This window comes from Streptomyces sp. NPDC058637 (assembly GCF_042717325.1).
Classification (GTDB): Bacteria; Actinomycetota; Actinomycetes; order Streptomycetales; family Streptomycetaceae; genus Streptomyces.
The window spans coordinates 19,616-45,507 of record NZ_JBHXRD010000033.1 but is presented as its reverse complement, the minus strand read 5'-3'; the positions used below and the strand labels follow the sequence as shown (position 1 = coordinate 45,507).

The 25,892-nt window shown below is 72.0% G+C and carries 28 protein-coding genes; 18 read left to right on the top strand and 10 right to left on the bottom strand.

The features are described 5' to 3' along the window. Positions 1–40: 40 nt before the first annotated feature. Complete coding sequence (locus ACFWVP_RS27820) at positions 41–817, bottom strand: LysR family transcriptional regulator substrate-binding protein (protein ID WP_384500707.1); 777 nt, start codon at positions 815–817, stop codon at positions 41–43. Positions 818–875: 58 nt separating this feature from the next. Between ACFWVP_RS27820 and ACFWVP_RS27815 the strand changes: the two genes are divergently transcribed. Continuing rightward, positions 876–1,280, top strand: a complete 405-nt coding sequence (locus ACFWVP_RS27815; protein WP_384500706.1) for a DUF5997 family protein — start codon at positions 876–878, stop codon at positions 1,278–1,280. A 151-nt stretch (positions 1,281–1,431) separates the two neighbouring features. On the opposite strand, the gene ACFWVP_RS27810 is transcribed toward ACFWVP_RS27815, so the two are convergent. Both ACFWVP_RS27810 and ACFWVP_RS27805 read right to left on the bottom strand, forming a co-directional pair. Further along, on the bottom strand, positions 1,432–1,764 hold the full coding sequence (locus tag ACFWVP_RS27810; protein ID WP_384500747.1) for an IclR family transcriptional regulator C-terminal domain-containing protein: 333 nt from the start codon (positions 1,762–1,764) through the stop codon (positions 1,432–1,434). A 138-nt stretch (positions 1,765–1,902) separates the two neighbouring features. Then, positions 1,903–2,235, bottom strand: coding sequence for a helix-turn-helix domain-containing protein (locus ACFWVP_RS27805; RefSeq protein WP_384500746.1), 333 nt, complete (start codon positions 2,233–2,235; stop codon positions 1,903–1,905). Between the two features lie 227 nt (positions 2,236–2,462). On the opposite strand from ACFWVP_RS27805, the gene ACFWVP_RS27800 reads away from it, so the two are divergent. The 6 genes from ACFWVP_RS27800 (at position 2,463) to ACFWVP_RS27775 (ending at position 9,049) form a co-directional block, all read left to right on the top strand. After that, on the top strand, positions 2,463–3,935 hold the full coding sequence (locus tag ACFWVP_RS27800) for an aldehyde dehydrogenase family protein (protein ID WP_384500705.1): 1,473 nt from the start codon (positions 2,463–2,465) through the stop codon (positions 3,933–3,935). A 179-nt stretch (positions 3,936–4,114) separates the two neighbouring features. Then, complete coding sequence (gene argC / locus ACFWVP_RS27795; RefSeq protein WP_384500704.1) at positions 4,115–5,143, top strand: N-acetyl-gamma-glutamyl-phosphate reductase; 1,029 nt, start codon at positions 4,115–4,117, stop codon at positions 5,141–5,143. Positions 5,144–5,231: 88 nt separating this feature from the next. Next, complete coding sequence (gene argJ, locus ACFWVP_RS27790; RefSeq protein ID WP_384500703.1) at positions 5,232–6,386, top strand: bifunctional glutamate N-acetyltransferase/amino-acid acetyltransferase ArgJ; 1,155 nt, start codon at positions 5,232–5,234, stop codon at positions 6,384–6,386. Continuing rightward, the gene (gene argB, locus ACFWVP_RS27785) at positions 6,383–7,294 is read left to right on the top strand and encodes an acetylglutamate kinase (protein ID WP_384500702.1); all 912 of its coding nucleotides are present in this window, start codon (positions 6,383–6,385) and stop codon (positions 7,292–7,294) included. The genes argJ and argB overlap by 4 nt, the downstream gene beginning before the upstream one ends. Continuing rightward, entirely contained in the window at positions 7,291–8,487 is a 1,197-nt protein-coding gene (locus ACFWVP_RS27780; RefSeq protein ID WP_384500701.1) for an acetylornithine transaminase, read from the top strand. Before argB ends, ACFWVP_RS27780 begins: the two co-directional genes overlap by 4 nt. 25 nt (positions 8,488–8,512) lie before the next feature. Beyond that, positions 8,513–9,049 carry an arginine repressor gene (locus tag ACFWVP_RS27775; RefSeq protein WP_056786755.1) on the top strand — a complete coding sequence of 179 codons (537 nt, stop codon included), beginning with the start codon at positions 8,513–8,515 and terminating at the stop codon, positions 9,047–9,049. A gap of 11 nt (positions 9,050–9,060) precedes the next feature. Here the strand turns inward: ACFWVP_RS27775 and ACFWVP_RS27770 are convergent, their stop codons facing one another. The 3 genes from ACFWVP_RS27770 to ACFWVP_RS27760 form a co-directional block, all read right to left on the bottom strand. Further along, positions 9,061–9,759, bottom strand: coding sequence for a L,D-transpeptidase (locus ACFWVP_RS27770; protein WP_384500700.1), 699 nt, complete (start codon positions 9,757–9,759; stop codon positions 9,061–9,063). Between the two features lie 90 nt (positions 9,760–9,849). Further along, on the bottom strand, positions 9,850–10,452 hold the full coding sequence (locus ACFWVP_RS27765) for a pyridoxamine 5'-phosphate oxidase family protein (protein ID WP_384500698.1): 603 nt from the start codon (positions 10,450–10,452) through the stop codon (positions 9,850–9,852). A gap of 64 nt (positions 10,453–10,516) precedes the next feature. Next, on the bottom strand, positions 10,517–11,923 hold the full coding sequence (locus ACFWVP_RS27760) for a HEAT repeat domain-containing protein (RefSeq protein ID WP_384500696.1): 1,407 nt from the start codon (positions 11,921–11,923) through the stop codon (positions 10,517–10,519). A gap of 198 nt (positions 11,924–12,121) precedes the next feature. Here ACFWVP_RS27760 and argH point away from each other — a divergent pair, with 198 nt between their 5' ends. Both argH and ACFWVP_RS27750 read left to right on the top strand, forming a co-directional pair. Then, positions 12,122–13,555: an argininosuccinate lyase gene (gene argH, locus ACFWVP_RS27755; protein WP_384500694.1), complete on the top strand. Its 1,434-nt coding sequence runs from the start codon at positions 12,122–12,124 to the stop codon at positions 13,553–13,555. A gap of 63 nt (positions 13,556–13,618) precedes the next feature. Beyond that, entirely contained in the window at positions 13,619–14,590 is a 972-nt protein-coding gene (locus ACFWVP_RS27750) for an aldo/keto reductase (protein WP_384500692.1), read from the top strand. Positions 14,591–14,596: 6 nt separating this feature from the next. On the opposite strand, the gene ACFWVP_RS27745 is transcribed toward ACFWVP_RS27750, so the two are convergent. Next, a complete protein-coding gene (locus ACFWVP_RS27745) occupies positions 14,597–15,097 on the bottom strand; it encodes a hypothetical protein (RefSeq protein WP_384500690.1) in 501 nt (166 codons plus the stop codon). Positions 15,098–15,195: 98 nt separating this feature from the next. Here ACFWVP_RS27745 and ACFWVP_RS27740 point away from each other — a divergent pair, with 98 nt between their 5' ends. Together ACFWVP_RS27740 and ACFWVP_RS27735 are read left to right on the top strand one after the other, a co-directional pair. Then, the gene (locus ACFWVP_RS27740; RefSeq protein ID WP_384500688.1) at positions 15,196–15,747 is read left to right on the top strand and encodes a TetR/AcrR family transcriptional regulator; all 552 of its coding nucleotides are present in this window, start codon (positions 15,196–15,198) and stop codon (positions 15,745–15,747) included. Further along, positions 15,744–17,285 (top strand): MFS transporter, encoded by a 1,542-nt coding sequence (locus ACFWVP_RS27735; RefSeq protein WP_384500686.1) that lies wholly within the window; start codon positions 15,744–15,746, stop codon positions 17,283–17,285. Before ACFWVP_RS27740 ends, ACFWVP_RS27735 begins: the two co-directional genes overlap by 4 nt. A 187-nt stretch (positions 17,286–17,472) precedes the next feature. On the opposite strand, the gene ACFWVP_RS27730 is transcribed toward ACFWVP_RS27735, so the two are convergent. Further along, entirely contained in the window at positions 17,473–18,144 is a 672-nt protein-coding gene (locus ACFWVP_RS27730) for a lysophospholipid acyltransferase family protein (RefSeq protein ID WP_384500684.1), read from the bottom strand. Between the two features lie 371 nt (positions 18,145–18,515). Between ACFWVP_RS27730 and ACFWVP_RS27725 the strand changes: the two genes are divergently transcribed. The 3 genes from ACFWVP_RS27725 (at position 18,516) to ACFWVP_RS27715 (ending at position 20,862) form a co-directional block, all read left to right on the top strand. Next, positions 18,516–19,670: a glycerophosphodiester phosphodiesterase gene (locus tag ACFWVP_RS27725; protein ID WP_384500682.1), complete on the top strand. Its 1,155-nt coding sequence runs from the start codon at positions 18,516–18,518 to the stop codon at positions 19,668–19,670. 93 nt (positions 19,671–19,763) lie between these two features. Beyond that, positions 19,764–20,321, top strand: coding sequence for a sigma-70 family RNA polymerase sigma factor (locus ACFWVP_RS27720; RefSeq protein WP_384500680.1), 558 nt, complete (start codon positions 19,764–19,766; stop codon positions 20,319–20,321). A gap of 37 nt (positions 20,322–20,358) precedes the next feature. Further along, positions 20,359–20,862 (top strand): GNAT family N-acetyltransferase, encoded by a 504-nt coding sequence (locus tag ACFWVP_RS27715; protein ID WP_384500678.1) that lies wholly within the window; start codon positions 20,359–20,361, stop codon positions 20,860–20,862. A 15-nt stretch (positions 20,863–20,877) separates the two neighbouring features. On the opposite strand, the gene ACFWVP_RS27710 is transcribed toward ACFWVP_RS27715, so the two are convergent. Continuing rightward, positions 20,878–21,315 carry a hypothetical protein gene (locus tag ACFWVP_RS27710; RefSeq protein WP_384500676.1) on the bottom strand — a complete coding sequence of 146 codons (438 nt, stop codon included), beginning with the start codon at positions 21,313–21,315 and terminating at the stop codon, positions 20,878–20,880. Between the two features lie 2 nt (positions 21,316–21,317). After that, complete coding sequence (locus ACFWVP_RS27705; protein WP_384500675.1) at positions 21,318–21,677, bottom strand: hypothetical protein; 360 nt, start codon at positions 21,675–21,677, stop codon at positions 21,318–21,320. Between the two features lie 629 nt (positions 21,678–22,306). On the opposite strand from ACFWVP_RS27705, the gene ACFWVP_RS27700 reads away from it, so the two are divergent. The 4 genes from ACFWVP_RS27700 to ACFWVP_RS27685 all read left to right on the top strand — a co-directional run bounded on the left by ACFWVP_RS27700 (position 22,307) and on the right by ACFWVP_RS27685 (position 25,778). Beyond that, on the top strand, positions 22,307–23,380 hold the full coding sequence (locus ACFWVP_RS27700; RefSeq protein WP_384500674.1) for a methionine ABC transporter ATP-binding protein: 1,074 nt from the start codon (positions 22,307–22,309) through the stop codon (positions 23,378–23,380). After that, on the top strand, positions 23,377–24,048 hold the full coding sequence (locus tag ACFWVP_RS27695; protein WP_384500673.1) for a methionine ABC transporter permease: 672 nt from the start codon (positions 23,377–23,379) through the stop codon (positions 24,046–24,048). The genes ACFWVP_RS27700 and ACFWVP_RS27695 overlap by 4 nt, the downstream gene beginning before the upstream one ends. A gap of 73 nt (positions 24,049–24,121) precedes the next feature. After that, positions 24,122–24,988, top strand: a complete 867-nt coding sequence (locus tag ACFWVP_RS27690; RefSeq protein WP_384500671.1) for a MetQ/NlpA family ABC transporter substrate-binding protein — start codon at positions 24,122–24,124, stop codon at positions 24,986–24,988. 103 nt (positions 24,989–25,091) lie between these two features. Beyond that, on the top strand, positions 25,092–25,778 hold the full coding sequence (locus tag ACFWVP_RS27685; protein WP_384500669.1) for a GNAT family N-acetyltransferase: 687 nt from the start codon (positions 25,092–25,094) through the stop codon (positions 25,776–25,778). The last annotated feature ends 114 nt before the right edge of the window (positions 25,779–25,892 follow it).

The following is a 25,892-nucleotide window of genomic DNA, read 5'->3' as shown; positions in this document are numbered from 1 at the left end:
GGAGTACTACGCGTAGGGGGTGTGCCGCCCGGCGCTCCCGCTACGGGCGGCGGCGGGGCTTGCCGCGCTTGCCGCCGCCGGTCGCGCCGCGCGGGTTCTTGCCGCCGACCGCCTTGCCGCCGACCGTCTTGCCGCCCGCGGGCTTGCGTGGTGCGCCGCCCCCCTTACGGGCCGAGCGTTCGGCCTTCGGCTGCGGGGGTGTCGGGGGCCGCCCGCGGGTGCTGTTGACGGTCCGCCCGCGCACGATCCCGATGAACTCCTCCACCAGTTCGGTGGTCCTCTCCTGCGGCCACGCCAGCGCGATGCGCGACTCGGGGACGTCCGCGAGCGGCCGGTAGGTGAGGTCCTTGCGGTGGTAAAGCCGGGCCAGCGACTGGGGGACGACGAGGAGCCCCACGCCCGCCGCCACCAGCTCCACGGCGTCCTCCGTCGTCGCGGGGCGCTCCAGTGCGGGCAGGCCCGGCGGGCGCTCCCACTCCAGGGTGTCGTCGAGGGGGTGCAGCACGATCTCGTCGGCGAGATCCGCGGCCGTCACCTCGTCGACGGCCGCCACGAGGTGGTCCTTGGGGACCACGACGACCGTCGTCTCGGTGTAGAGGGGGATGGCGCTGAGATCCGTACGGTCGACCGGGAGGCGTACGAAGCCCGCGTCGGCGTCGCCGCCGCGCAGCAGGGCGGCCGCCCCGGCGGCGGGCACGCCCACGAGGGTCAGCGGGATTCCGGGCAGCCGTTCGTTCCAGATCCGCACCCACTTGGTCGGGGTCACGCCCGGGACGTAGGCGAGCCGGAACGAAGAGGGTGTTTCCGAGCCTGTCACCCCGCCAGGTTACCGGGCGTGGTCGTAGGGGGCGCACATGCTCGTTACCCTTGACACCATGACGTCGCACCAGACCACCCAGACCATGAAGCCCGCCACCGCGGCGAAGAAACTGGGTGTGTACCTCGAAGCCACCCCCGCCGAGTTCCAGGAGGGCGTCGTCTCGCGCGGCGAGCTGAACGCGCTGCAGGCCGACCCGCCCGCGTGGCTGCAGGAGCTGCGGAGCAACGGCCCGCACCCCCGGCCGGTCGTCGCGGCCAAGCTGGGCATCTCCATCGCAGGCCTCGCCCGCGGCGGAGTCACCGAGCCCCTGACCACCGCGCAGATCGACGAGCTCAAGAAGGACAGCCCCGAGTGGCTGCAGAAGGAGCGCGCCACCCAGGCCGAGGTCCGCAAGGAGACGGTGCGCCTCAAGGAGAAGAACGCCGCCCGCGCCGAGCAGTCCGACGACGCCCGTTCCTGACCCGCTCCAGGCCGACGGACTCCTCGTCCCGGCCGCACGGGCGGGGGACGCGCCGGAACGCGACACCGGTCCGGCCATCCTGTGCGAGGACGGTGCCCCGGTGCTCCCCCCCGGCCTTCGCCCGCGTACGGCGTACGCGGCGTCGAGGAGCTCATGGCACCGGGCTCGGATCCGCGCCGCCGCCTGCCCGCCGCACGGTGAGCGGCGCCCGTCCGGAGGCCACCGCGAGGTCCACCTCGATGCGGGCGGCGGTGTCGCGCAGCGTACGCAGGACCCGGTCGCGGATCTCCTGCGGCGTCCAGCGCCCCGAGTGCGGCGCGATGTCGAGGGTGGCCACCACGCGCCCCGCCCGGTCCCGCAGGGACAGGGCGACGGAGCGCAGCCCCTCCTCCAGCCCCTGGCCGACGAGGGCGTAACCGTCCCGGACCGCGGTGCCGACGGAGTGGCGGCGAGATCCGTCGTGGGCGAGCGGCCGTGAGGTGATCCGGGCGATGCGGGCGGCCCGTTCGGTCGGGGGAGTCCGGCCGGCAGCACCGTCCCGTGGAAGCCGGGTGGGTGGGCGGCCGGGGTGCCGGCCGAGAGGCCGATCCGTGTGATGCGGGAGGCGGCGGCCCGGGCAACGTCATGGATCCCGTCGCCGTCGAGGACGGCCACCGAGGCCGACTCGCACAGCCGGATGACCGGTCCGGTGAGGTGCGGACGGGCGATGTCGGTGAGGGTGAGCGACGACAGCCGCGCGTAGCCGAGGTCCATGACCCGGGGGCAGCGGGTTGTACGTGCTTCCCGCCGAGTCCGCGTACCCGAGCTGGTGGAGCGACAGAAGGGAACGCCGAGCCGTGGCCCGGGACAGCCCGGTCGCCGTGGCGGCGCCGCTGGTCGTCAGCCCGCCGCGAGGCGTACGGAAGGCGGAAGGCGGTCGGCACCGGCGGCCCGTGCGCCGGTGGCCGCAGGGAATTCCCCGCCCGACTCGTCCTTGGACACGCTCAGGTCATGGGCGGCGGGAACGGCACGCCGGGCCCCCGCCGGGTCTCCCGGCGAAAGGCCTTCATCGCCCGGACACCGCCCGGAGCCGGGGCAGGGCACGCCCGGGTGAGGCGGCGCGGAAATGGCGGAGCATGCCCGGCAGGCGTACCGAACCGGTCTCCGCGTAACATTTCAGACATCCCCGTCAGGAGTTCCCCCATGACTCTCACCCGTGGACTGATCATCAACGGCCAGGAGGTCCCGGCCTCCTCCGGCCGCACCACCCCCGACACCGACCCCTGGACCGGAACCCCGTACGCGTACGTCGCCGCCGGCACCCCGCAGGACGTCACCCGCGCGGTCGACGCCTCCGAGGCGGCCTTCGCCGACTGGGCGGCGCTGGCCCCCACCCGGCGCCGCGCGATCTTCCTGCGCGCCGCCGACCTGCTCGAATCCCGTACGGCCGAGGCCGTGACCCTGATGGCCGGCGAGGTCGGCGGGGCGGCCCCCTGGGCGGGGTTCAACGCCGCGCTCGCCGCCGGGATCCTGCGCGACGCCGCCGCGGCGGTCACCCAGCCCACCGGGCAGATCCTCGCGACCGACACCCCCGGCGCGTACTCGATGCAGGTCCGGGTCCCGGTCGGCGTCGTCGCCGCGATCGCGCCCTGGAACGCCCCGCTGATTCTCGGCATCCGCGCCGTGGCCATGCCGCTGGCGATGGGCAACGCCGTCGTCCTCAAGCCCAGCGAGGACGCCCCGGTGGCCTGCGGACTCTTCCTCGCCGACATCCTGCACGAGGCGGGCCTGCCGGACGGTGTGCTCGATGTCGTCACCAACGACCCCGCCGACGCCCCCGACATCGTCGCCACGCTCATCGGCGACCCCCGCGTCCGGATGGTCAACTTCACCGGCTCCACCGCGGTCGGCCGCCGCATCGGCGTCCTGGCCGCCGAGAACCTCAAGCCCGCCGTACTCGAACTCGGCGGCAAGAACGCACTGTTGGTGCTCGCGGATGCCGACGTGGACTACGCGGTGAACGCCGCGGCCTTCGGCTCCTTCATGAACTCGGGCCAGATCTGCATGTCGGCCGACCGTGTCATCGTCCACCGGGACATCGCCGAGGAGTTCCACGGCAAGTTCGCCCAGAAGATCGACGCCCTCCCGTACGGCGATCCGTCCGACCCTGCGAACGCCGTCGGCCCGGTCATCAGTGCCCACGCCGCCCGGCGCGTCGCCACCCTGATCCAGGACGCCACCGCCAAGGGCGCCCGGCTCCTCGCCGGCACCGGCCGGGTCGAGGGGGAGGCCGGGGCGCTGCTGGCGCCGGTCGTCCTCGCCGGCGTCACCGAGGACATGGACATCCACCACGGGGAGATCTTCGGCCCCGCCACCGTCGTCCATGTCGTCGACGGCGCGGACGAGGCCGTGGCCCTGGCCAACGACACCCCCTACGGTCTGACCGCCGGTGTGATCACCGAAGACGTCGCCGCCGGTATCGCGGTGGCCCGCCGCCTGCGTACCGGCATCGTCCGCGTCAACGACCAGACCGTCGCGGACGAGCCGCAGGCACCCTTCGGCGGGGTCAAGGACTCCGGATACGGCCGCTTCGGCGGCCAGGCGGGCATGGACGCCTTCACGGACACCCGCTGGATCGCCGTCCAGGCCCACGGCCACGCCCACTACCCCTTCTGACGCACCGTGGGCCGCATCCGGTCCCGCCCGCTGCGGCGGCACAGTGCACGCCGGGCCGTGCCGGCGCCCGGCCCGCCCTGTGCCAGGATCACGGGGCGGGCCCATTGCCCGTACAGCGAAAATCTTTGCATAAAACTGCACCGCTGCGTATAGTCATGCCATCGACTAGGAGGATATCGATGGTGGTACGTGCGGCAGTGGCAGGGGCGAGCGGGTATGCCGGCGGGGAACTGCTCCGCCTGCTCCTCACCCACCCCGGGGTCGAGATCGGTGCCCTCACCGGCCACTCCAACGCGGGGCAGAAGCTCGGCGCGCTCCAACCGCACCTGAGGCCGCTCGCGGACCGGGTGCTCCTGCCGACCACGGCGGACGCCCTCGCCGGGCACGACGTCGTCTTCCTGGCCCTGCCCCACGGCCAGTCCGCCGCCGTCGCGGAGCAGCTCGGCGACGACGTGCTCGTCGTCGACATGGGCGCCGACTTCCGCCTGAAGGACGCCGCCGACTGGGAGAAGTTCTACGGATCGCCGCACGCCGGCACCTGGCCCTACGGCCTTCCGGAGCTGCCCGGGGCCCGCGCCGCACTGGCGGGCACCAAGCGCATCGCCGTCCCCGGCTGCTACCCGACGGCCGTCTCCCTCGCGCTCTTCCCGGCCTACGAGGCAGGGCTCGCCGAGCCCGAGGCCGTCGTCGTCGCCGCGTCCGGCACCTCCGGCGCGGGCAAGGCGGTCAAGCCGCACCTGCTCGGCTCCGAGGTCATGGGCAACATGACCCCGTACGGCGTCGGCGGTGGCCACCGGCACACGCCCGAGATGATCCAGAACCTCGGCGCCGTCGCCGGTGAACCCGTCACCGTGTCCTTCACACCGACCCTCGCGCCCATGCCCCGCGGCATCCTCGCCACGTGCAGCGCGAAGGCGAAACCGGGCGTGGACGCCGAGTCGCTCCGCGCCGTCTACGAGAAGGCCTTCGCCGACGAGCCGTTCGTCGACCTGCTGCCCGAGGGCCAGTGGCCCGCGACGGCGGCCGTGTACGGATCCAACGCCGTCCAGATCCAGGTCGCCCACGACACGGCGGCCGGCCGGATCATCGTGATCAGCGCCATCGACAACCTCGCCAAGGGCACCGCCTCCGGCGCCCTGCAGAGCATGAACATCGCCCTCGGGCTCCCCGAGGACACGGGCCTCTCCACCATCGGGACCGCACCGTGAGGGACACCCACGCGGCCGCCGGGCCGCAGGGGACGAAGAACACCGCGCCGCCGTGCCGGGCGGGCGGAGAGACCAACGAGGAGATGCAGTGAGCGTCACGGCAGCCAAGGGATTCACGGCGGCGGGTATCGCCGCCGGGATCAAGGAGAGCGGCGGACCGGACCTGGCCCTCGTGGTCAACAACGGGCCCCGCCGCGCCGCCGCGGGCGTCTTCACCTCCAACCGCGTCAGGGCCGCACCCGTCCTGTGGTCGGAACAGGTCCTCAAGGGCGGTGAGGTGACCGCCGTCGTCCTCAACTCCGGTGGCGCCAACGCCTGTACCGGCCCCCAGGGCTTCCAGGACACCCACGCCACCGCCGAGAAGGCCGCCGAGGTCCTCACCGGCCACAGCGCGGGCGAGATCGCGGTCGCGTCGACCGGACTCATCGGCCTGCCCCTCCCCATGGACAAGCTGCTGCCCGGCATCGAGAAGGCCGCCGCCGCACTCAGCGAGCACGGCGGCGAGCGCGCGGCCATCGCCATCAAGACCACCGACACCGTGCACAAGACGGCCGTCGGGGGCGGCGAGGGATGGACCGTCGGCGGCATGGCCAAGGGCGCGGGCATGCTCGCCCCCGGCCTCGCCACCATGCTGGTCGTCCTCACCACCGACGCCGACGTCGACGCCCCCGCGCTCGACAGCGCGCTGCGCGACGCCACCCGCACCACCTTCGACCGGGTCGACTCCGACGGCTGCATGTCGACCAACGACACCGTGCTGCTGCTCGCCTCGGGTGCCGCCGGGATCACCCCGCCGCAGGAGGAGTTCGCCGAAGCCGTACGGACCGTCTGCGCGGACCTCGCCCGGCAGCTGATCGGTGACGCCGAGGGCTCATCCAAGGACATCCGCATCGAGGTCGTGGGCGCGGCCACCGAGGACGACGCCGTCGAGGTGGGCCGCAGCATCGCCCGCAACAACCTCCTCAAGTGCGCCATCCACGGCGAGGACCCCAACTGGGGCCGGGTCCTCTCCGCGATCGGCACCACCAAGGCCGCCTTCGACCCGGACCGGCTCAACGTCGCCATCAACGACGTCTGGGTGTGCAGGAACGGCAGCGTCGGCGAGGACCGCGAGCTCGTCGACATGCGCTACCGCGAGGTCCGGATCACCGCGGACCTCGCCGAGGGCGACGAAACGGCCGTCATCTGGGCCAACGACCTCACCGCCGAGTACGTCCACGAGAACAGCGCGTACAGCTCATGAATGCCGCGAGGAAGCACACCGCGCTGCCCAAGGCGCAGATCCTCATCGAGGCGCTGCCCTGGCTGACCCGTCACAACGGCAAGACCGTCGTCATCAAGTTCGGCGGCAACGCCATGATCGACGAGGAACTGAAGGCCGCCTTCGCCCAGGACGTCGTCTTCCTGCGGCAGGCCGGTCTCAAGCCCGTCGTCGTGCACGGCGGCGGCCCGCAGATCAGCGCACAGCTCGACAAACAGGGCCTGGTCAGTGAGTTCAAGGCCGGTCTCCGCGTCACCACGCCCGAGGCGATGGACGTCGTCCGCATGGTGCTCGCCGGACAGGTCCAGCGGGAGCTCGTCGGCCTGCTCAACCAGCACGGGCCGCTGGCCGTCGGCATGACGGGCGAGGACGCCCACACGATCACTGCCACCCAGCACCGCCCGGTGATCGACGGCGAGGCCGTCGACATCGGCCGGGTCGGCGAGATCACCGCCATCGACACCGGGGCCATCCAGGCACTGCTGGACGACGGCCGGATCCCGGTCATCTCCTCCATCGCCCGGTCGGCCGAGGACAACCACGCCTACAACGTCAACGCCGACACCGCCGCCGCCGCACTCGCCGCGGCGCTGGGCGCCGAGACGCTGATGGTCCTCACCGACGTCGAGGGCCTGTACGAGGACTGGCCGAACAGCGACGACGTGATCAGCCGCCTCACCGCCACCGAGCTGGAGAAGCTGCTGCCCGACCTGTCCAGCGGCATGGTCCCCAAGATGCAGGGCTGTCTGCACGCCGTGCGCAACGGGGTCGAGACGGCCCGCGTCATCGACGGCCGGGTCCAGCACTCGATCCTGCTGGAGATCTTCACCGACGAGGGAATCGGCACGATGGTCGTGCCCGACGCACGGACCGCACAAGGGGAGTCATGAGCAACCAGGAGTTCACACAGCGCTGGCGGGGCGCACTCATGGACAACTACGGCACGCCGCAGCTGCCCCTGGTGCGCGGTGCCGGAGCGCGGGTGTGGGACGCCGACGGCATCGAATACCTCGACTTCGTCGGCGGGATCGCGGTCAACGCCCTCGGTCACGCCCACCCGGCCGTCGTCGAGGCCGTCTCCCGCCAGATCGGCTCGCTCGGCCACGTCTCCAACCTCTTCGTCGCCGAACCGCCCGTCGAGCTCGCCGAGCGGCTGCTCCAGCTATTCGGCCGCACGGGCCGCGTCTACTTCTCCAACTCCGGTGCCGAGGCCAACGAGGCAGCCTTCAAGATCGGCCGGCTCACCGGCCGCGGCCACATGGTCGCCACCGACGGGGGCTTCCACGGCCGGACCATGGGCGCCCTCGCCCTCACCGGCCAGCCGAAGAAGCGCGAGGGCTTCCTCCCGCTGCCCGGTGACGTCACCCACGTGCCGTACGGAGACGTCGAGGCGCTCCGGGCCGCGGTGACCACCGACACCGCACTGCTGATCATCGAGCCCGTACAGGGCGAGAGCGGTGTCGTCGTCCCGCCCAAGGGCTATCTGGAGGCCGCCCGGGAGATCACCCGGGCCACCGGCACCCTGCTGGTCCTGGACGAGGTGCAGACCGGGATCGGCCGCTGCGGCCACTGGTTCGAGCACCAGGCCCACCAAGGCATCGAGCCCGACCTCGTCACACTTGCCAAGGGCCTCGGCGGCGGACTGCCGATCGGCGCCACCGTGGCGTTCGGCGCGGCGGCCGACCTGCTGAAGCCCGGTCAGCACGGCACGACGTTCGGCGGCAACCCCGTCGCCTGCGCCGCCGGCCTCGCCGTCCTGGACACCCTCGCCGCCGACGGCGCCCTGGACGAGGTGAAGCGGCTCGGGGAGAAGATCAGGGGCGGCGTCGAGGGCCTGGGGCACCCGCTGGTCTCCCACGTCCGCGGCTCCGGCCTGCTGCTGGGTATCGTGCTCACCGGGCCCCACGCGGCGAAGGTGCAGCAGGCGGCGCAGGAAGCCGGACTCCTGGTGAACGCGCCCGCCCCCGATGTCGTACGGCTCATGCCGCCGTTGATCATCGGCGACGCCGAGGTCGACGCGTTCCTGCGGATCCTGCCGGGAGCTCTCGACGCGGCCCACGGGGACGGACGATCCGCAGAGTGACGATCCGGAGATTGAGGCGACGACGATGACCGAGGCGCAGGAATCCGAGCACGGCGGGCCGTCGGTGCCACAGACCCGCACGGCACGCCACCGCAGGATCGTGGACATCCTGAACCGTCAGCCGGTGCGCTCACAGAGCCAGTTGGCCAAGCTCCTCGCCGACGACGGGCTGAGCGTCACCCAGGCGACGCTCTCCCGCGACCTGGACGAGCTCGGCGCGGTGAAGATCCGCAACACCGGCGGCGAACTGATCTACGCGGTGCCCAGCGAGGGCGGCTTCCGCACCCCGCAGGCGCCGCTCGGCGGGTCCGCGAAGGAGGAGCGGATGCGCAGGCTCTCCGCCGAGCTCCTCATCTCCGCGGAGGCCTCGGCGAACCTGGTGGTGCTGCGTACGCCGCCGGGCGCCGCGCAGTTCCTCGCCTCGGCCATCGACCAGGCCGAACTCCGGGCGATCCTGGGCACGATCGCGGGGGACGACACGCTGATGCTGATCAGCCGGGACCCCAACGGCGGCCAGGCGCTCGCCGACCACCTGCTGCGGCTCGCCCAGAACGACCGCTGACGGGCCGTCCGTCAGTAACGCGTGATCGCGGTCGGGCCGGACCCGGTCCCGACCGCGATGTGCGGCCGCCGGGCCGGGTCCGCCCAGGCCAGGATCCGGTCCATGACGGCCGCCGGCACGGAGACGCAGCCCGAAGTCGCCCCCTCGCCGTCGACGTGCAGGAAGATCCCGGCGCCCCGGCCCCGCACCGGCCGGTCGTAGTTGAAGCCGATCACGAGCGCGCGGGCGTACTGCGTGCGGTAGGCGACCAGGTGCTCTGCCTCGCCCGCCCGGCAGTGGGCCGGCAGCGGCTCCACCCAGCGGTTGTACGCACGGGACGCGTTGTCCTGGCACCACCACGAGCGGTCGTTGACCCGCCGGTACGGATAGCGGGTCCCGGCCGGGGCAGCCTTGGTGCCGAAGGCGTACGGCAGGTCGTAGAGGCCGGTGGGCGTGGTGTTCGTGCCCTGGGTACGGGTGGCGCCCTCGGCCAGGCCGTTCGCGCCGAAGCGGGCCGGCGCCGAACCCGCCGCCACCCACCCGCCCCGCCGCCGGTCCCACCAGGTGACCGTGCCCGTGGTGGAGTCCGCGGCCGGGGCCTCGGCGGTGATCAGCTGGCTGCCGCCGCCCGTGTCGGCCAGCCGTTCCGGAAGGGGCGGCGGCTCCGCGGGGCGCGCCCCGAGCGACACCAGAACGAGCAGAACCGACAGGGCCGGCGAAGATCCACGCATGCTCCGGACCGTACTGCCCTTGCCGCGCCCGCCCCACCGCACCTGCTCCGTACGGCCCAGCGCCGCACGCCGGGCCGTACGGCACGGCGCCTAGCCCGCGGACGCGGGCGCGGGCAGGCCGGGCAGCGGCAGGGGGAGACCCGGCAGCCCGTCGATGCTGGTGGCGATGTAGTCCTTCTTCCCGAAGTACGCGCTCAGGCTCGCGTCGTCCTCACGCCGGAAACGGTCGGCGTGCAGGGTCCGGTCCTCGTCGTACGCCATGAAGGGCACCCCGTATCCGCAGGTGTCCCGGATCAGTTCCGCGCTCACCACGATGATGGCGCGCAGCCCGTGCGCGGTCGGGTCGACCGTGGGGAAGTGGCCGAGGAGACCGGGGAACCGGGGGTCGTCGCGGAAGACCGGCTCACCGCGGCCGTGCACCCGCACGATGTTCGGCGGTCCCTGGAAGGCGCACCACATCAGGGTGATGCGGCCGTTCTCACGGAGATGGGCGATGGTCTCCGCGTTGCTCCCGGCGAAGTCCAGGTAGGCCACCGTCCGTTCGTCGACGACGGCGAAGGAACCGTTGACGCCCTTGGGCGAGAGATTGACCGTGCCGTCGGAGTCCAGGGGCGAGGTGGCGGTGAAGAAGATGTGCTGCTCCTCGATGAAGGTGCGCAGCCGTCCGTCGATACGCTCATGCGTTTTTCCCATGGGCGAAGTCTCCGTCGACGGAAGCCGTCGCCGGTAGCGGGTTTCATCCACCGGGACCGGCGTCTCATCCACCGGGACCGGCGGGTGGCAGGGGCTCGTAGCGGGCGCGCTGCGCCTCGTGGGCGACCTCGGGGTCCTCGTCGTCCTCCAGCGGGGCCAGTACGCGTTTGCGCAGGGCGAGACTGTGGGCGCAGAGCAGGCGGAGGGCGGAGCGCCGCACGTGCCGGGGTCGGTCCGGGGCCACCAGAGCGGCCAGCCACTCCTCCGGAACGAGCAGGACGTACGGGACCAGTGCCTTGCGGGCGGTGCGGACCACCGGCGGATGCGGGTCGTCCATGGCGGCCATCAGCTCGTCGGGGGAGACCGCGTCCAGCATGCGCAGGGCGGCGAGCGCCGCGGCCCGTACCCGGCCCTCCGGATGGGCCGTCAACGGCCGGAGCAGGGCCTCCGCGTCGGGCGCTCCGGACTCGGCCAGGCCGAACAGGGCCCCTGGCGGCAGGCCGGGGGCGGCGGGGTCCGAGCACATCCGGTGGTAGAGCTCCCGCGAGTCCCGGCCCTCCAGGCGCAGGACCAGGCGGGCGGCGGAACGCACCCGGGCCGACCGGTCGGTCAGGCGGGACGCGGCCTCCGGTCCGCGGCCCGCCCGGTGCAGGGCCATCACCGCTGAGGACCGCGTCACAGCCGAGGAAGCGGCGAGCAGGGGGTCCAGGAACCGCTCGGGATCGCCCGCGGTGACCTTGGCCAGCAGTTCACCGGTGCACCGGTGGCGGACGGCCCGGTCCGGGGCGGTGAGCGTGAGCTCCGTCAATCCTGCGGGCGTGAGCAGCTCCCGTTCCAGGGCCATTCCCGCCCCGGAGATCCGGACCTCCGGCGCATGGCCCGCGCGAAGCAGGCCGGGCAGCCCCGGCAGGGGTCCCGCGGCGGTCAGGATCCGGTCCAGGGCCCAGCCGCCGTGCGGGAACAGGGACAGGCGCAGGGCCAGGGGCACCAGTTCCGAGGGCGATGCCCCCGGCTCCCGCAGGGCCGCGCGCGTCATCCGGCGGGCGCGCTCCCGTACGGGTGCGTCACGGTCGGCGCAGCGTGTCAGCAGCAGGGGCAGGAGGGCGGGCCGTCCGGGGGTGAACGCCAGCGCGGCCTCGCGCACCTGCCGGCGGTCGTGGCAGAGGGCGATCGCGGTCTCCGCCTCGCCAGGCGGGAACCGTGACCAGGTGACGTCCTTCGCCTCCTCGTCCCAGCGGGGCGCGGCCGACCAGTCGACCGATCCGCGTCCGCCCGTATGACCTTCCCGGAGCAGGGACACCAGCGGCCGGACCCCGCTCCGCCGCGCGGTCTCCGCACGTATCCGCCGGTCGAGGTCCACCCAGGCCTCCGGGTCGGCCGTGTCCAGGGCGGCGGCCAGGGGTTTACCGAGCAGGAGCCGGTCCTGCGGCGGGAGGTACAGCGTGGGGGACAGGGGGACGAGGTTCCGCATGGGTCCAGCCTAGGGATCCCGCACCCCTCCCACCAGCACCTTTGACAAACCATACAGAGGGCCGCATAGTTATACCTCGTCCTCGAGGATCGCGGCCCGGCACGGCCTCGCCCGATCCACGGCGTCACCGCCGCCTCCCCCTCCGTGCGCGCGGGGAGGCGGTCGCACACCCACCCTTGCACTCCCGAGGAGCACGCAGTGAGCAACGGCACCGGCAACAGCGACGTACGCCTCTGGGGCGGCCGTTTCGCCGACGGCCCCGCCGAGGCGCTGGCCAGGCTGTCCGCCTCCGTCCACTTCGACTGGCGGCTCGCCCCGTACGACATCGCCGGCTCCCGCGCCCACGCGCGTGTCCTCCACAAGGCGGGCCTGCTCACCGAGGACGAGCTGACCCGCATGATCGCCGGACTCGACGCGCTCGAAGCGGCCGTCGCCGACGGTTCGTTCACCGGGACCATCGCGGACGAGGACGTCCACACCGCGCTGGAGCGCGGTCTCCTGGAGCGCCTCGGCCCGGACCTCGGCGGCAAGCTGCGGGCCGGCCGGTCCCGCAACGACCAGGTCGCCACGCTCTTCCGGATGTACCTGCGCGACCGCGCCCGGATCATCGGCGGGCTGATCGCCGAGCTCCAGGACGCTCTCGTCGGGCTCGCCGAGGCGCACCCGGACGTGGCCATGCCGGGCCGCACACACCTCCAGCACGCCCAGCCCGTCCTGTTCGCCCACCACATCCTGGCCCACGTGCAGCCCCTGATCCGGGACGCCGAGCGGCTGCGCCAGTGGGACGAGCGGACCGCCGTGTCCCCGTACGGCTCCGGTGCGCTGGCCGGGTCGTCCCTCGGGCTCGACCCGGAGGCCGTCGCGGCCGACCTCGGCTTCGAGCACGGCTCCGTCGCCAACTCCATCGACGGCACCGCGTCCCGGGACTTCGTCGCCGAGTTCGCGTTCATCACCGCGATGATCGGCATCAACCTCTCCCGGATCGCGGAGGAGGTCATCATCTGGAACACGAAGGAGTTCTCCTTCGTCACCCTGCACGACGCCTTCTCCACCGGGTCGTCGATCATGCCGCAGAAGAAGAACCCGGACATCGCCGAGCTGGCCCGCGGCAAGTCGGGCCGCCTCATCGGCAACCTCACCGGCCTGATGGCGACGCTCAAGGCCCTCCCGCTCGCGTACAACCGCGACCTGCAGGAGGACAAGGAGCCCGTCTTCGACTCCTGCGACCAGCTGGAGGTCCTGCTCCCCGCCTTCACCGGCATGATGGCCACGCTCACCGTCCACCGGGAGCGCATGGAGGAACTGGCGCCGGCCGGCTTCTCGCTCGCCACGGACATCGCCGAGTGGCTGGTCAAGCAGGGCGTCCCGTTCCGGGTCGCGCACGAGGTCGCGGGCGAGTGCGTCAAGGTCTGCGAGCAGCAGGGCATCGAGCTCGACGAACTGACGGACGAGCAGTTCGCCAAGATCTCCGAGCACCTCACCCCCGAGGTGCGCACGGTGCTGAACGTGCCCGGCGCCCTGGCCTCCCGGGACGGCCGCGGCGGCACGGCCCCGTCGGCCGTCGCCGTGCAGCTCGCCGAGGTGAAGGCCGACCTGGTGACGCAGCACGCCTGGGCGACCGCGCGCCGCTGATTCCCAGGCATCGCGGGCTACGTTGACGGGAAGGCGTTCGGAACCGACCCAGAGGAGCCCGCGATGCCCTTCGCCCGCCTGAACCGAGCGACCACCCCGACCGCGCACATCGGGCTGGGCCTGGCCGCCGTAGGCAGGCCCGGCTACATCAACCTGCACCGCGACCGGGACCTCCCGGCGGACCGCAGCGTGGACGCCCTGCGCACCCGCACCCATGAACTCCTGGACGCGGCCTACGCGCAGGGCGTCCGCTACTTCGACGCGGCCCGCTCCTACGGCCGTTCCGAGGAGTTCCTCGCCGACTGGCTGACCGCCCGACCCGACGCGACGGACGTGGTCGTCGGCAGCAAGTGGGGCTACACCTACACCGCCGACTGGCGGGTGGAGGCCGAGGCGCACGAGGTGAAGGACCACGGCCTCGCCGCGTTCGAACGGCAGCGCGGCGAGAGCGCCGGACTGCTCGGCGACCGGCTCGACCTCTACCAGATCCACTCGGTGACCGCCGACAGCCCGGCGCTGAGCGACAAGGACCTGCACGCCCGCCTGGCCGCCCTGGCCGCCGAGGGCACCACCGTCGGGATCTCCACCAGCGGTCCCGCGCAGGCCGAGGCCATCCTGGCGGCCCTGGCCGTGACGGTGGACGGCGAACCCCTCTTCCGCACGGTCCAGGCCACCTACAACGCCCTGGAGACCTCCGCGGGCCCGGCACTGGCCGAGGCGCACGAGGCCGGGCTCACCGTCATCGTCAAGGAAGCCATGGCCAACGGCAGGCTGGCCGGGTCCGAAGCCCCCGCCGTCGTGCGGGAGATCGCCGCCGAGGCGGAACTGGGCGCGGACGCCGTCGCCCTGGCCTTCGCGCTCCACCGGCCGTGGGCCGGCGTCGTCCTGTCCGGGGCGGCCACCGTCACCCAGCTCGCCGGCAACCTGCACGCCCCGCTCCTCGACCTGGACAGCGACCGCCTCGACCGGCTGGACGCCCTGGTGGAGGAGCCGGAGGCGTACTGGCGGCACCGCTCGGCACTGCCCTGGAGCTGAGCCGGGTCACGCCCAGGCGGCGAGCGCGTCGAAGTCGGCCCGCGCCAGGCCCACCCGGGGGTCGACCGGACGCAGCAGCGCCCGCCCCGGGTGGTGCCCCGCCACCCAGCCCGTGTCGAGGTCCGTGATCTCGTCGTCGACCCAGGCGAACGGCCGCCCGGCCGCGTACTCGACGACGTACCGCGTCTTCCAGTACGTCCCGTCCCCGGTGACGGCGTGCATCGCCGGCCAGTCGATGTAAGGCAGGGGCGGCAGCCCCAGACGCGGGCCGATCCACTCGTTGGCCTCGTCCTTCCAGGTGGTCGCCCAGACGAGTTCGTACCGGCCGGCGAGGGCCAGCAGCTCCTCGCCGTGCCCCGGGTCGAGCAGGACCGGGAGGGCGGGGCCCGCCGTCCACCCCGTCGGCCGCATGCGGTGCCGCCGGTAGCCCTGCGGCGGCTCGCGGCGGGAGAGCGCCTGGTACGGGTTCAGCGGACCGTCGATGTCGATCAGCAGCAGCGGCTTCATCGCCTCATGGTGCCCGCCCCGCCCCCGCTCGGGGCGCCTCTGGTGAGAGGAAAGAGGTCAGTGAGACACTTGTGTCTCACATGGGATATTGTCGTCTCATGACTCTCGACCGTGAGCAGGTGCTGCGCAGCGCCGCGGCCCTGCTGACCCACAGATCCACGGCGACCATGGACGAGGTCGCCAAGGCGGCGGGCATCGGCCGCGCCACCCTGCACCGCCACTTCGCCGGGCGCGACGCCCTGGTCAGGGCGCTGGAGGACCTCGGCATCCGCGAATTCGAGGCCGCGCTGGACGCCGCCGTACTCGACGAGGGAACCGCCGAGGAAGGCCTGCGGCGGCTGGTCGCCGCCGTCGAACCGGGTGCCGGGCTGCTGTCCTTCCTCGTCACCGAGAACCAGCTCTTCGAGGGCGACCAGGTGAACGACGGCTGGAACCGGCTCGACGCGCGGGTCTCCGCCTTCTTCCGGCGCGGACAGGAACGCGGCGAGTTCCGGATCGACCTCACCCCGGCCTGGCTGACCGAGGCCCTGTACGGGCTGATCGGCACCGGGGCGTGGGCCGTGCAGGTCGGGCGGGTCGCCGGACAGGACTTCCAGTACATGATCGTCGAGTTGCTGCTCGGCGGAGCACGCCGGAGCGTGGAGAAATGAGCAGTACCTACGAGCAGGCCGATACCTCCGACGACCTGTACCACCCGGGCCGGTGGATCGCTCTCGCCGTCCTCGTCCTGGCCGTGCTGCTGGTGGCCGTCGACGCCACCGTCCTCGGCCTGGCGACCCCCTTCCTCAGCGAGGACCTCGAACCGACCGGCACCCAGCTGCTCTGGATCGGTGACGTCTACTCCTTCGTCATCGCCGGGCTCCTGGTCTCCATGGGCAGCCTCGGGGACCGCATCGGCCGTAAGAAGCTGCTGCTCTGCGGCGCCGCCGCGTTCGGTGGCGTCTCGGTCCTCAACGCCTACGCGACCACGCCCGAGATGATGATCGTGGCCCGGGCCCTGCTGGGTGTCGCGGGCGCCACCCTCATGCCGTCCACGCTCGCGCTGATCCGCAACCTCTTCCACGACCCGCGCGAGCGCAGCCTCGCCATCGGCATCTGGGGCGCCATGGCCTCCGCCGGTGCCGCGGTCGGTCCCGTCGTCGGCGGAGTCCTCCTGGAGCACTTCTGGTGGGGCTCCGTCTTCCTGATCAACCTGCCCGTCATGGCGGTGCTCGTGGTCGTCGGCATCAAGATGATCCCCGAGTCCAAGGACCCCGCCCCCGGCCCCTGGGACCTGCCCAGCGTGGGTCTCTCCCTCATCGGCATGATCGGCGTCGTGTACGCCATCAAGGACCTGGCCGCGCACGGGGCCAGCTGGCCCGTCGCCCTCTCGGCCGTCGGCGGCGTCCTCGCGCTCGTCTGGTTCGTACGGCGGCAGTTCCGGCTCCCCGCACCTCTGCTGGACATGCGGCTCTTCCACCACCGGGGCTTCTCGGGAGCGGTGCTCGCCGATCTGCTGACCATCCTCGGCCTGTCCGGCCTGGTCTTCTTCCTGTCCCAGTTCCTGCAGCTGGTCCAGGGGCGGGGACCGCTGGAGGCCGGGCTCGCCGAGCTGCCCGCGGCGATCGGAGCGGTGACCGCCGGCCTGATGGCGGGCGTCGCCGCCCGCCGCTTCTCCGTACGCTCCGTGGTGACCGGCGGGCTCGGGGCGATCGGCCTGGCGCTGGCCACGGTCACGGTCATCCACAAGGAGACCGGCTACCCGCTGATCGGCGCCCTGCTCCTGGTCGTGGGCGTCGGCGCGGGCTTCTCCTTCACCGTCACCGCCGACGTGATCCTCTCCAGCGTCCCCAAGCAGCACGCGGGCTCCGCGTCCGCGGTCTCCGAGACGGCGTACGAGCTCGGCGCGGCCCTCGGCATCGCGCTGCTCGGCTCCATCGTCACCGGCGTCTACCAGGGCTTCGCCACCCCGGACGGCGTACCGCCGGCCACCGCCGCCGCGGCCCACGAATCACTCGGCGGCGCCGTCGAAGTGGCCGAGGGGCTCCCGGCCCAGCAGGCGGACGCACTGGTCTGGGCGGCGCAGGAGGCGTTCGTCAACGGACTGAGGGTCGCCGCGGGCATCGGCGCCGCGGTGCTGCTCGCGACCGCCGTCGCCGCGTGGTTCCTGCTGCGCGGCCAGAAGCTGGAGGACGGCGTGAAGCACTAGCCCCTCCGTCCGGATGGGGAGCGTGGTCCACCCGCTCCCCATCCGGACGGACGGGGACGCACGGTCCACCCGCGTCCCGTCCGTCCGGACAGGGCGCACGGTCCACCCGTACGGCGGGCGGACGAAAGGGCCCGTACCCCCGCCATCCGGGGGTACGGGCCCTTTCACGCCGGGTTCGGCCCGATGATCAGGCGGCCTTGGCCTTCGTCGCGTACATGTCCACGTACTCCTGGCCGGACAGCCGCATCACCTCGGCCATCACCGAGTCCGTCACCGCCCGCAGGACGTAGCGGTCGCGGTCCATGCCCTCGTAGCGGGAGAACTCCATCGGCTCACCGAAGCGGACCGTGACCTTGCCCGGACGGGGCAGACCGGCGCCGCCCGGCTGCAGCTTGTCCGTGCCGATCATCGCGAACGGCACCACCGGCGCACCCGTCATCAGCGTCAGCCGCGCGATGCCCGTACGGCCCCGGTAGAGGCGGCCGTCGGGGGAGCGGGTGCCCTCGGGGTAGATGGCGAAGGCGTTGCCCCCCTCCAGCACCCGACGGCCCGTCATGAGCGCCGCGACGCCGCCACGGCCCCCGTCCCGGTCCACCGGGATCATCCCGCAGCCCGTGAAGAACCAGGCCATCAGCCGGCCCTTGAGGCCCTTGCCGGTCACGTACTCGTCCTTGCCGATGTAGAACACCGGCCGGTCGCAGCAGATCGGCATGATCATCGAGTCGATGAAGGTCAGGTGGTTGCCCGCGAGAATCACCGGCCCGGTTCCCGGGATGTTCTTGGCGCCTTCCACCTGGGGGCGGAACAACAGGCGCAGGATCGGTCCGAGCACTGCCTTGATGACGGTGAGTCGGGACAACGCATCCTCCGGTGTAGTGGCCGGGCCGGCCGGGTCGGGTTCTCGGTAAGGGTCTGTGCAGGTGAGGACGATACTCGCGGGTCCGGCCCGATCGCACATCGGGTTCACCAAGCGGATACGCAGTGTTGACGTGTGTTTCCGCCATGTTCGTCCACGAGCCGCCCCTCCGATGGCGTAGCTGCCTACGATCACGCCCCGGGGCCTCCCACCGGGCCTGTTGCCACACCCCGCCGTGCCGCCGCCGGCCGGCACGGCTCCGCCGAGCCGCACCGTTCGGCGGTCCACGACACCGGACCGCTCCCCGATCCTGCCCGGTCCGGACGGAAGACCACAGCTCGACACGTGCCAGACATCACATGCGAGGAGCATTCATGACAGAGCGTGCGCAGACGAGCCCCGGCCGCCGGACCCTCCTGGGCGCGGCCGTGCTCGGCACGGCGGCCCTCGGACTGACCGGGACGGCGAACGCGGCCGAGCGGAACCGCGGCGGCAGCGGCCACGGCTCCTACCGGGACCTGCCCGTGCCGACCGTCATCGGCCACCGCGGCGCCAGCGGCTACCGGCCCGAGCACACCCTCGGCGCCTACCAGCTGGCCCTGGACATGGGCGCGCACATCGTCGAACAGGACCTGGTGCCGACCAAGGACGGACATCTGGTCTGCCGCCACGAGAACGACATCACCGGCACCACGGACGTCGCCGAGCACCCCGAGTTCGCGGGCCGCAGGACCACCAAGAAGGTCGACGGCGTCTCCCTCACCGGCTGGTTCACCGAGGACTTCACCCTCGCCGAGCTGAAGACGCTCCGCGCGAAGGAGCGCATCCCGGGCAACCGCCAGGAGAACACCCTCTACGACGGCCGCTGGGAGATCCCCACCTTCGAGGAGGTCCTGCGCTGGGCCGACCAGGAGGGCCGCCGGCGCGGCAGGCCCGTCTGGCTCTACGTCGAGACCAAGCACCCCACCTACTTCCGGGGCCTGGGCCTCGGCCTGGAGGAGCCGCTCGCCCGGCTGCTGCGCCGCCACAACCGCCACCGCGCGAACTCCCCGCTGATCCTGCAGTCCTTCGAGCCGGGCTCCGTGCTGCGGCTGTCGAAGCTCGTCGCCACCCCGCGGGTCGTCCTGCTGTCCGGGCCCGCGTCCCGGCCGTGGGACTTCGTGGAGTCCGGCGACCCGCGCACCGTCGCCGACCTGGTCAAGCCCGCCGGGCTGAAGTGGATGGCCTCCTTCGCGCAGGGCCTCGGCCCCACCCTCGACCTGGTCATTCCCAAGGACGGCGCGGGCCGGCTGACGACGCCCACCACCCTGGTCGCGGACGCGCACGCGCGGGGCCTCGTCGTGCACCCCTACACGATGCGCAACGAGAACACCTTCCTGCCCGCCGACTTCCGGCGCGGCACCGACCCGAACGCCTACGGCGACGTGTTCGGCGCCCTGCGCGCGTACTTCGACGCGGGCATCGACGGGATCTTCTCCGACAACCCGGACACCGCCCTGCTCGCGGCGGCGGACTTCGCGAAGGACTGACCCACCGTCGTCAGCCACCCGGCCGGGATGCCCCGGTCGGGTGGAGCTCCCCGCGCGGGGCAACCGGCCGGGAGCGGGGGACGTTGACGGGGCATGACGCTTCCCGATCCCGCTCGCCGTGCCTCGGACGCCGCCCGGCGAGCCACCGTCCGCGCCCTGGGCCCGCTGGTACGCGCGGAGGCGACGGCCGAGGCCCCCGCGGCCGGGATCGACGCCGCCGACCTGGAACAGGGCGTGTGGCTGCGGCTGCTGGAGCGCCCGGCCGGCCAGGGGCCACCCGCGGACCCCGCCCGCTGGGTCCGCACCGCCGTCCGGGCCGAGGCCCGCCACGCCCGCCGCAGGGCCCGGCGCGAGTACGCGTACGCCGCCGACGGACCCGTGGACGACGTCACCGGCTGCCCCGAGCGGATCGCCGTGGGCGCCGACGAACGCCGGGCGCTGCGCGCCGCGGTGGGCCGGCTGCCCGGGAGATGTCCCCGGCTGCTGGCGGCGATGCTGGCTCCCCATGATCCGACGTACCGGGAAATCGCAGGGGAGTTGGGTATGTCACAGGGCAGTTTGGGACCGATGCGTTCCCGATGCCTTGGATGTCTGCGCAGAATGCTCGCGGCGGAGGTTGTAGCTCCTGAACCGCGGGGAAAGGAGCGGTAGACAACCGGTGGACCAGGTGAGCGGGAGGCGTGCGCACATGGGCACGAGTGTGACCATATCTGCGGCGACGGCACAGGACGTCGAGCAGATCTTCAGGCTCCAGTACCTCTGTTTCCAGAGCGAGGCGGAGCTGTACGGCAACTACCGGATCGACCCACTGATCCAGACCCTCGAATCGGTTCGCGGTGAAGTCGCCATGGACCTGGTGTTCGTGGCGCGGCTCGGAGAGGAAGTCGTCGGCTCGGTGCGCGGCTTCACCGACACGGACGGCACCGGCCGGATCGGCAAGCTCTGCGTCCATCCCCGCCTCCGCGGGCACGGCCTCGGCACCCGTCTCCTGCGCGCCGCCGAATCGGGTCTGACGGACGGGCGTTCGGCCACCCGCTTCCGGCTGCACACCGGGGAGCGCAGCGAGGGCAATCTGCGCCTCTACCGGAAGGCGGGCTACGCCCGGGTCGGCGACGCCACCGGCGAGGACGGCGTCCGTCTGATCCTGCTGGAGAAGGACGCCGAGGCACCGGCCTACGTCACCAGTGCCTGACGGACGCCCGTAGGGTCACACGCTCCGCGCGCGGCGCAGCCAGATCATCCCGGTGACCGGCAGGATCACCGGGATGAACAGGTAACCCATGCCGAAGTCCGACCACACCGTGGCATCGGGGAAGGCGGACGGCTCCGCCATCGTCCAGGCCCCGACGACCAGTACGCCCGCGAGCTCGGCGGCACAGCACACCAGTGCCGCCCTGCGCGCCCTCTCCCCGCCCCGCACCAGCGAGTACGTGATGAAGCCGTATACGAGGGCGGCGGCGGCGGAGAGCACGTACGCCAGCGGCGCCTTCCCGAAGTCCATGATCATCTCGACGATCGAGCGGGAGGCGGCGGCCACGGTGAACACCCCGTAGAACCAGACCAGCACCCGTCCGGGCCCGGAGCCCAGCTCGAACTGCTGCTTGTGCCGAGCGGCGGGCGCCCCGGTGCGGTCGGTGTCGGTCACGGTCAGCTTCCCCAGATGTCGTAGAGCCGCACTTCGAGCACGGCCAGCACGACCGCGCCCGCCGCCACCGTCACCGAACCCCAGCGGGTCCGCTCCGACAGCGACAGGAACCCCGCCGCCGGTACGGCCGTGAAGGCTCCGACCAGATAGGCGATGAAGACCGTCATGCCCTGTTCCGGCCGCTCGCCCCGGGCCAGCTGCACGATCCCCACCACCAGCTGGGCCAGCGCCAGGACGGAGACGACCGCCATGCCGATGAAGTGCCAGTCCTTGGTGGGCTGGTCCCGGTAGGCGGCGAGTCCGCACCAGGCGGCGAGGGCGAGCGCGGTCACGGCGACCGCGACCGTCAGGGCGTCAAGCATGCAGTGAGGGTATTACGGACCCGGGGACGCGCCGCGTGCGGGCCCGGCGGGGACGCCTGCGGCGACGGGCGCCGGGGCAGGTGCGGGGGCTGTGCGGTAATCGTGGCCTTGGCCACAGCGACCGCACAGCGATGGCCTGCCGCCCGCCTGGCCGGTGAGGCGATCACGCTCATGTCGTCGCAGGTCACAGCGGTGTGGAAGGGTTTTTCCGCAGGCTGGTGAGGCGCGCGGCACCCTCATCCACGACTGTCCGCTATACGGACAGTCCGGATCGCAGGAACGTTACGTCTGTTTTACTTGGGCCCATGACCACGACGAGCTACCGCAGCCCTGCGACCGAGGCGATCACCACGCCCGGTGCTCGTTGTATGTGTCGAATGCGCGCCTTCTGAGGGTCCCCGCCCGAGCCTCGCGCCCCGAAGCGAGACCGAGCCCGCGCCGTCCGCACCCAGCGGATCGAGCCTGCCCGGGCATGTGCCGATCCCTGTGCCGACCGTGCCATGACTCCACACCCGTCGGCCACCGAGACCACTGAACCCGCTGATACAGCTGAGAACCAGCCACTTCAGACGAATGCCCCGTGCCCGGCGGACACCGCCCCGCGCACTCGACAGTGACGGAAACCCCCTGTGATCACCACTTCGGGCCTCACGAAGGTCTACCAGTCACGCGGCCGTGAGGTCACCGCCCTGGACGGCGTCGACCTGCACGTCCGTGAGGGCGAGGTCTACGGCGTCATCGGACAGAGCGGTGCCGGCAAGTCCTCCCTCATCCGCTGCGTCAACCTGCTCGAACGCCCCACCGCGGGCACCGTGACCGTCGCCGGCCAGGACCTCACCGCCCTCGCGGGCCGGGGCAGGCGCGCCGGCAGGGAACTCCGCGAGGCGCGCAGCCGCATCGGCATGGTCTTCCAGCACTTCAACCTGCTGGCCTCGCGCACCGTCCAGGGAAACGTCGAACTGCCCCTGGAGATCCTCGGCGTCTCCGGGCAGGCCCGCACCCGCAAGGCACTCGAACTCCTCGACCTGGTCGGCCTCGCCGACAAGGCCAAGGCCTACCCCGGACAGCTCTCCGGCGGCCAGAAGCAGCGCGTCGGCATCGCCCGCGCCCTGGCCGGCGACCCGAAGGTGCTGCTCTCCGACGAGGCGACCTCCGCACTCGACCCCGAGACCACCCGCTCCATCCTCCAGCTGCTGCGCGACCTCAACCAGGAGCTCGGCCTCACCGTCCTGCTCATCACGCACGAGATGGACGTCGTCAAGACGATCTGCGACTCGGCCGCGCTGATGAGGAAGGGCCGCGTCGTCGAGTCCGGCACGGTCGGCACCCTGCTGGCCACCCCCGGTTCCGAACTGGCCCACGAGCTGTTCCCCGTCGGCGGCACGGCCTCCGGACCCGACCGTACGGTCGTCGACGTCACCTTCCACGGCGAGGCCGCCGCCCGCCCGGTGATCTCACAGCTCTCCCGCACGTACAACATCGACATCTCGATCCTGGGCGCCGCGATGGACACCGTCGGCGGCAACCAGATCGGCCGGATGCGCATCGAGCTGCCCGGCCGTTTCGAGGAGAACGTCGTACCGATCGGCTTCCTGCGCGAGCAGGGCCTGCAGGCCGAGGTCGTGGACGGCGAACCCGCCACCACCACCACCGGCATCCCCGCCCAGTCTCCCGCCCCGCTCAGCAAGGAGGTGGCGAAGTGACCTGGTCCGAAATGCAGCCACTGCTCACCCAGGGAACCATCGACACCCTGTACATGGTGCTCTGGTCCGCCGTCGTCACCGTCGCGGGCGGACTGCCCCTCGGCATCCTGCTGGTCCTCACCGACAAGGGCGGACTGCTCCAGAACGTCCTGGTGAACAAGGTCATCGGCGCGATCGTGAACATCGGCCGCTCCCTGCCGTTCATCATCCTGCTGATCGCCCTGATCCCCTTCACCACCTGGGTCGTGGGCACTTTCATCGGCCCGTCCGCGATGATCGTCCCGCTGGCCGTCGGCGCCATCCCGTTCTTCGCCCGGCTCGTCGAGACGGCCGTCCGCGAGGTCGACCACGGACTCGTCGAGGCCGTCCAGTCGATGGGCGGATCCATCCCCACGATCGTCCGCAAGGTCCTGCTGCCGCAGGCGCTGCCCTCGATCGTCTCCGGCGTCACCACGACCGTCATCGTGCTCATCGGCTACTCCGCGATGGCCGGCGCGGTCGGCGGCGAAGGACTGGGCTCCAAGGCCGTCACCTACGGATTCCAGCGCTTCGACAACCAGTTCATGCTCATCACGGTCGTGCTGCTGATCGTCATCGTGACCGTGATCCAGCTGATCGGCGACGGAGCCGTACGCCTGCTGGCCCGCCGGGGCCGCACCACCACCTGAGACCACTCTCCCCAACGAGCCCGAACTCCTTGTCCGGGCGCACCACCATCACCATCGGAAAGAGGCACTCTTCGTGCGCAAGAACATCAAGATCACCACTGCCGCAGCCGCCACCGCCGCCCTCGCCTTCGGCCTCACCGCCTGCGGCACGGACTCCGACCCGGCCGCCAAGAGCGGGACCGGCGCCGGTGCCGACACCTCCAAGGCCCTCGTCGTCGCCGCGTCCCCGACACCGCACGCCGACATCCTGAACTACGTGAAGAAGAACCTGGCGGACAAGGCGGGCCTCAAGCTGGAGGTCAAGGAGTTCACGGACTACGTCCTGCCGAACACCGCCACCGAGAGCGGTCAGGTCGACGCCAACTTCTTCCAGCACAAGCCCTATCTGGACGACTTCAACAAGAAGAACAACACCCACATCGTCCCGGTCGTCAACGTGCACCTGGAGCCCCTCGGCCTCTACTCCAAGACGGTCAAGGACCTCAAGGACATCAAGGCCGGCCAGACCGTCGCGGTGCCCAACGACACCACCAACGAGGGCCGCGCGCTCCAGCTCCTCGCCGAGAACGGGCTGATCACCCTCAAGGACGGCGTCGGCACCAGCGCCAAGCTCAGCGACATCACGGACAAGAAGGGTCTGGAGTTCAAGGAGCTGGAGGCCGCGACCGTGCCCCGCGCCCTGGACGACGTCGACGCCGCGGTCATCAACGGCAACTACGCCATCGAGGCCGACCTGAAGCCGGGCAAGGACTCCCTGGTCCTGGAGAGCGCCGACGACAACCCGTACGCCAACTTCCTCGCCGTCAAGGAAGGCAACGAGAAGGACGCCCGCGTCCGGAAGCTCGTGAAGCTCCTCAACTCCGACGAGGTCAAGAAGTACATCGAGGACACCTATCAGGGCTCGATCATCCCCGCCTTCGGCGAGCCCGCCAAGTCCTGACCCCCGCACGGCACTTGCCGGACGAGCCCCGTACACCCGCAGCGCGGTGTGCGGGGCTCCGCCGTGCCGGACCCGGCCATGCGCAACCCCGGCCCCATGCTGCATGCTGTGTGCTTACACGGTCTTCGGCATGGAGCTGCGCATGACTCACACCTTCCCGTCCATCTCCATCAGCACGGACAGGTTGGTGCTGCGCCCCTTCGACATGGCGGACGTCCCGGCGCACATCGAGATGATGAACGACGAGCTCGTCACCGCCTGGGTCGACGGACCGCACCCCTACACCCAGGTCGACGCCGAACGGTGGGTCCGCAGGATCGCACCCGCCGAACGCACCACGGGCCACGGCATCGTCTTCGCCGTCACCGAATTCCTCACCCAGCGCCTCGTCGGCTCCGTCCGGCTCCTCAACACCGACTGGCGCACCCTGTCCACCGAGGTCGGCTACATCACCGCACCCTGGGCGCGCGGCGAGGGTTACGCCACCGAGTCCGTGCTCGCCGTCGCCGAATGGCTCTTCCGCGACCAGAAGTTCGAGCGCATCGAGCTGCGTACCCCCGCGGACAACACCTCCTCCCAGCAGGTCGCCCAGAAAGTGGGCTGCATCAGCGAAGGCGTCCTGCGCAACGCCCGGATAGCCCGGACCCGGACCGACAACGGCACGGACGGCGGCTGGACCGACATCAGGACCGACCTCATCGTCTGGGGACTCCTCCCCGAGGACCTGGAAGGCGTCGCGGAACAGCTGGCCGACGCGGGCGGCTACGGCACCTACAACGACTGGAGCTGACACCCTCCCCCCTACTTCGGGAAGCCCCCGGCCGGGCCGCCGGACGGACCGGATACGCTCACCCTGCTCCGCCCCCGCCCCGCCATCCCGCGGAGCGCCCCCGCCTGCGAGACC

Bases quoted from the DNA above. Each gene is read 5' to 3' on its own strand.
- ACFWVP_RS27705 (WP_384500675.1), bottom strand. From the start codon at position 21,677: ATGCTTGACGCCCTGACGGTCGCGGTCGCCGTGACCGCGCTCGCCCTC.
- ACFWVP_RS27760 (WP_384500696.1), bottom strand. From the start codon at position 11,923: ATGCGGAACCTCGTCCCCCTGTCCCCCACGCTGTACCTCCCGCCGCAG.
- argC (WP_384500704.1), top strand. From the start codon at position 4,115: ATGGTGGTACGTGCGGCAGTGGCAGGGGCGAGCGGGTATGCCGGCGGG.
- argB (WP_384500702.1), top strand. From the start codon at position 6,383: ATGAATGCCGCGAGGAAGCACACCGCGCTGCCCAAGGCGCAGATCCTC.
- ACFWVP_RS27800 (WP_384500705.1), top strand. From the start codon at position 2,463: ATGACTCTCACCCGTGGACTGATCATCAACGGCCAGGAGGTCCCGGCC.
- ACFWVP_RS27740 (WP_384500688.1), top strand. From the start codon at position 15,196: ATGACTCTCGACCGTGAGCAGGTGCTGCGCAGCGCCGCGGCCCTGCTG.
- ACFWVP_RS27685 (WP_384500669.1), top strand. From the start codon at position 25,092: ATGCTGTGTGCTTACACGGTCTTCGGCATGGAGCTGCGCATGACTCAC.
- ACFWVP_RS27715 (WP_384500678.1), top strand. From the start codon at position 20,359: ATGGGCACGAGTGTGACCATATCTGCGGCGACGGCACAGGACGTCGAG.
- ACFWVP_RS27775 (WP_056786755.1), top strand. From the start codon at position 8,513: ATGACCGAGGCGCAGGAATCCGAGCACGGCGGGCCGTCGGTGCCACAG.
- ACFWVP_RS27745 (WP_384500690.1), bottom strand. From the start codon at position 15,097: ATGAAGCCGCTGCTGCTGATCGACATCGACGGTCCGCTGAACCCGTAC.
- ACFWVP_RS27815 (WP_384500706.1), top strand. From the start codon at position 876: ATGACGTCGCACCAGACCACCCAGACCATGAAGCCCGCCACCGCGGCG.
- ACFWVP_RS27770 (WP_384500700.1), bottom strand. From the start codon at position 9,759: ATGCGTGGATCTTCGCCGGCCCTGTCGGTTCTGCTCGTTCTGGTGTCG.
- ACFWVP_RS27765 (WP_384500698.1), bottom strand. From the start codon at position 10,452: ATGGGAAAAACGCATGAGCGTATCGACGGACGGCTGCGCACCTTCATC.
- ACFWVP_RS27725 (WP_384500682.1), top strand. From the start codon at position 18,516: ATGACAGAGCGTGCGCAGACGAGCCCCGGCCGCCGGACCCTCCTGGGC.
- ACFWVP_RS27720 (WP_384500680.1), top strand. From the start codon at position 19,764: ATGACGCTTCCCGATCCCGCTCGCCGTGCCTCGGACGCCGCCCGGCGA.
- ACFWVP_RS27735 (WP_384500686.1), top strand. From the start codon at position 15,744: ATGAGCAGTACCTACGAGCAGGCCGATACCTCCGACGACCTGTACCAC.
- ACFWVP_RS27780 (WP_384500701.1), top strand. From the start codon at position 7,291: ATGAGCAACCAGGAGTTCACACAGCGCTGGCGGGGCGCACTCATGGAC.
- ACFWVP_RS27750 (WP_384500692.1), top strand. From the start codon at position 13,619: ATGCCCTTCGCCCGCCTGAACCGAGCGACCACCCCGACCGCGCACATC.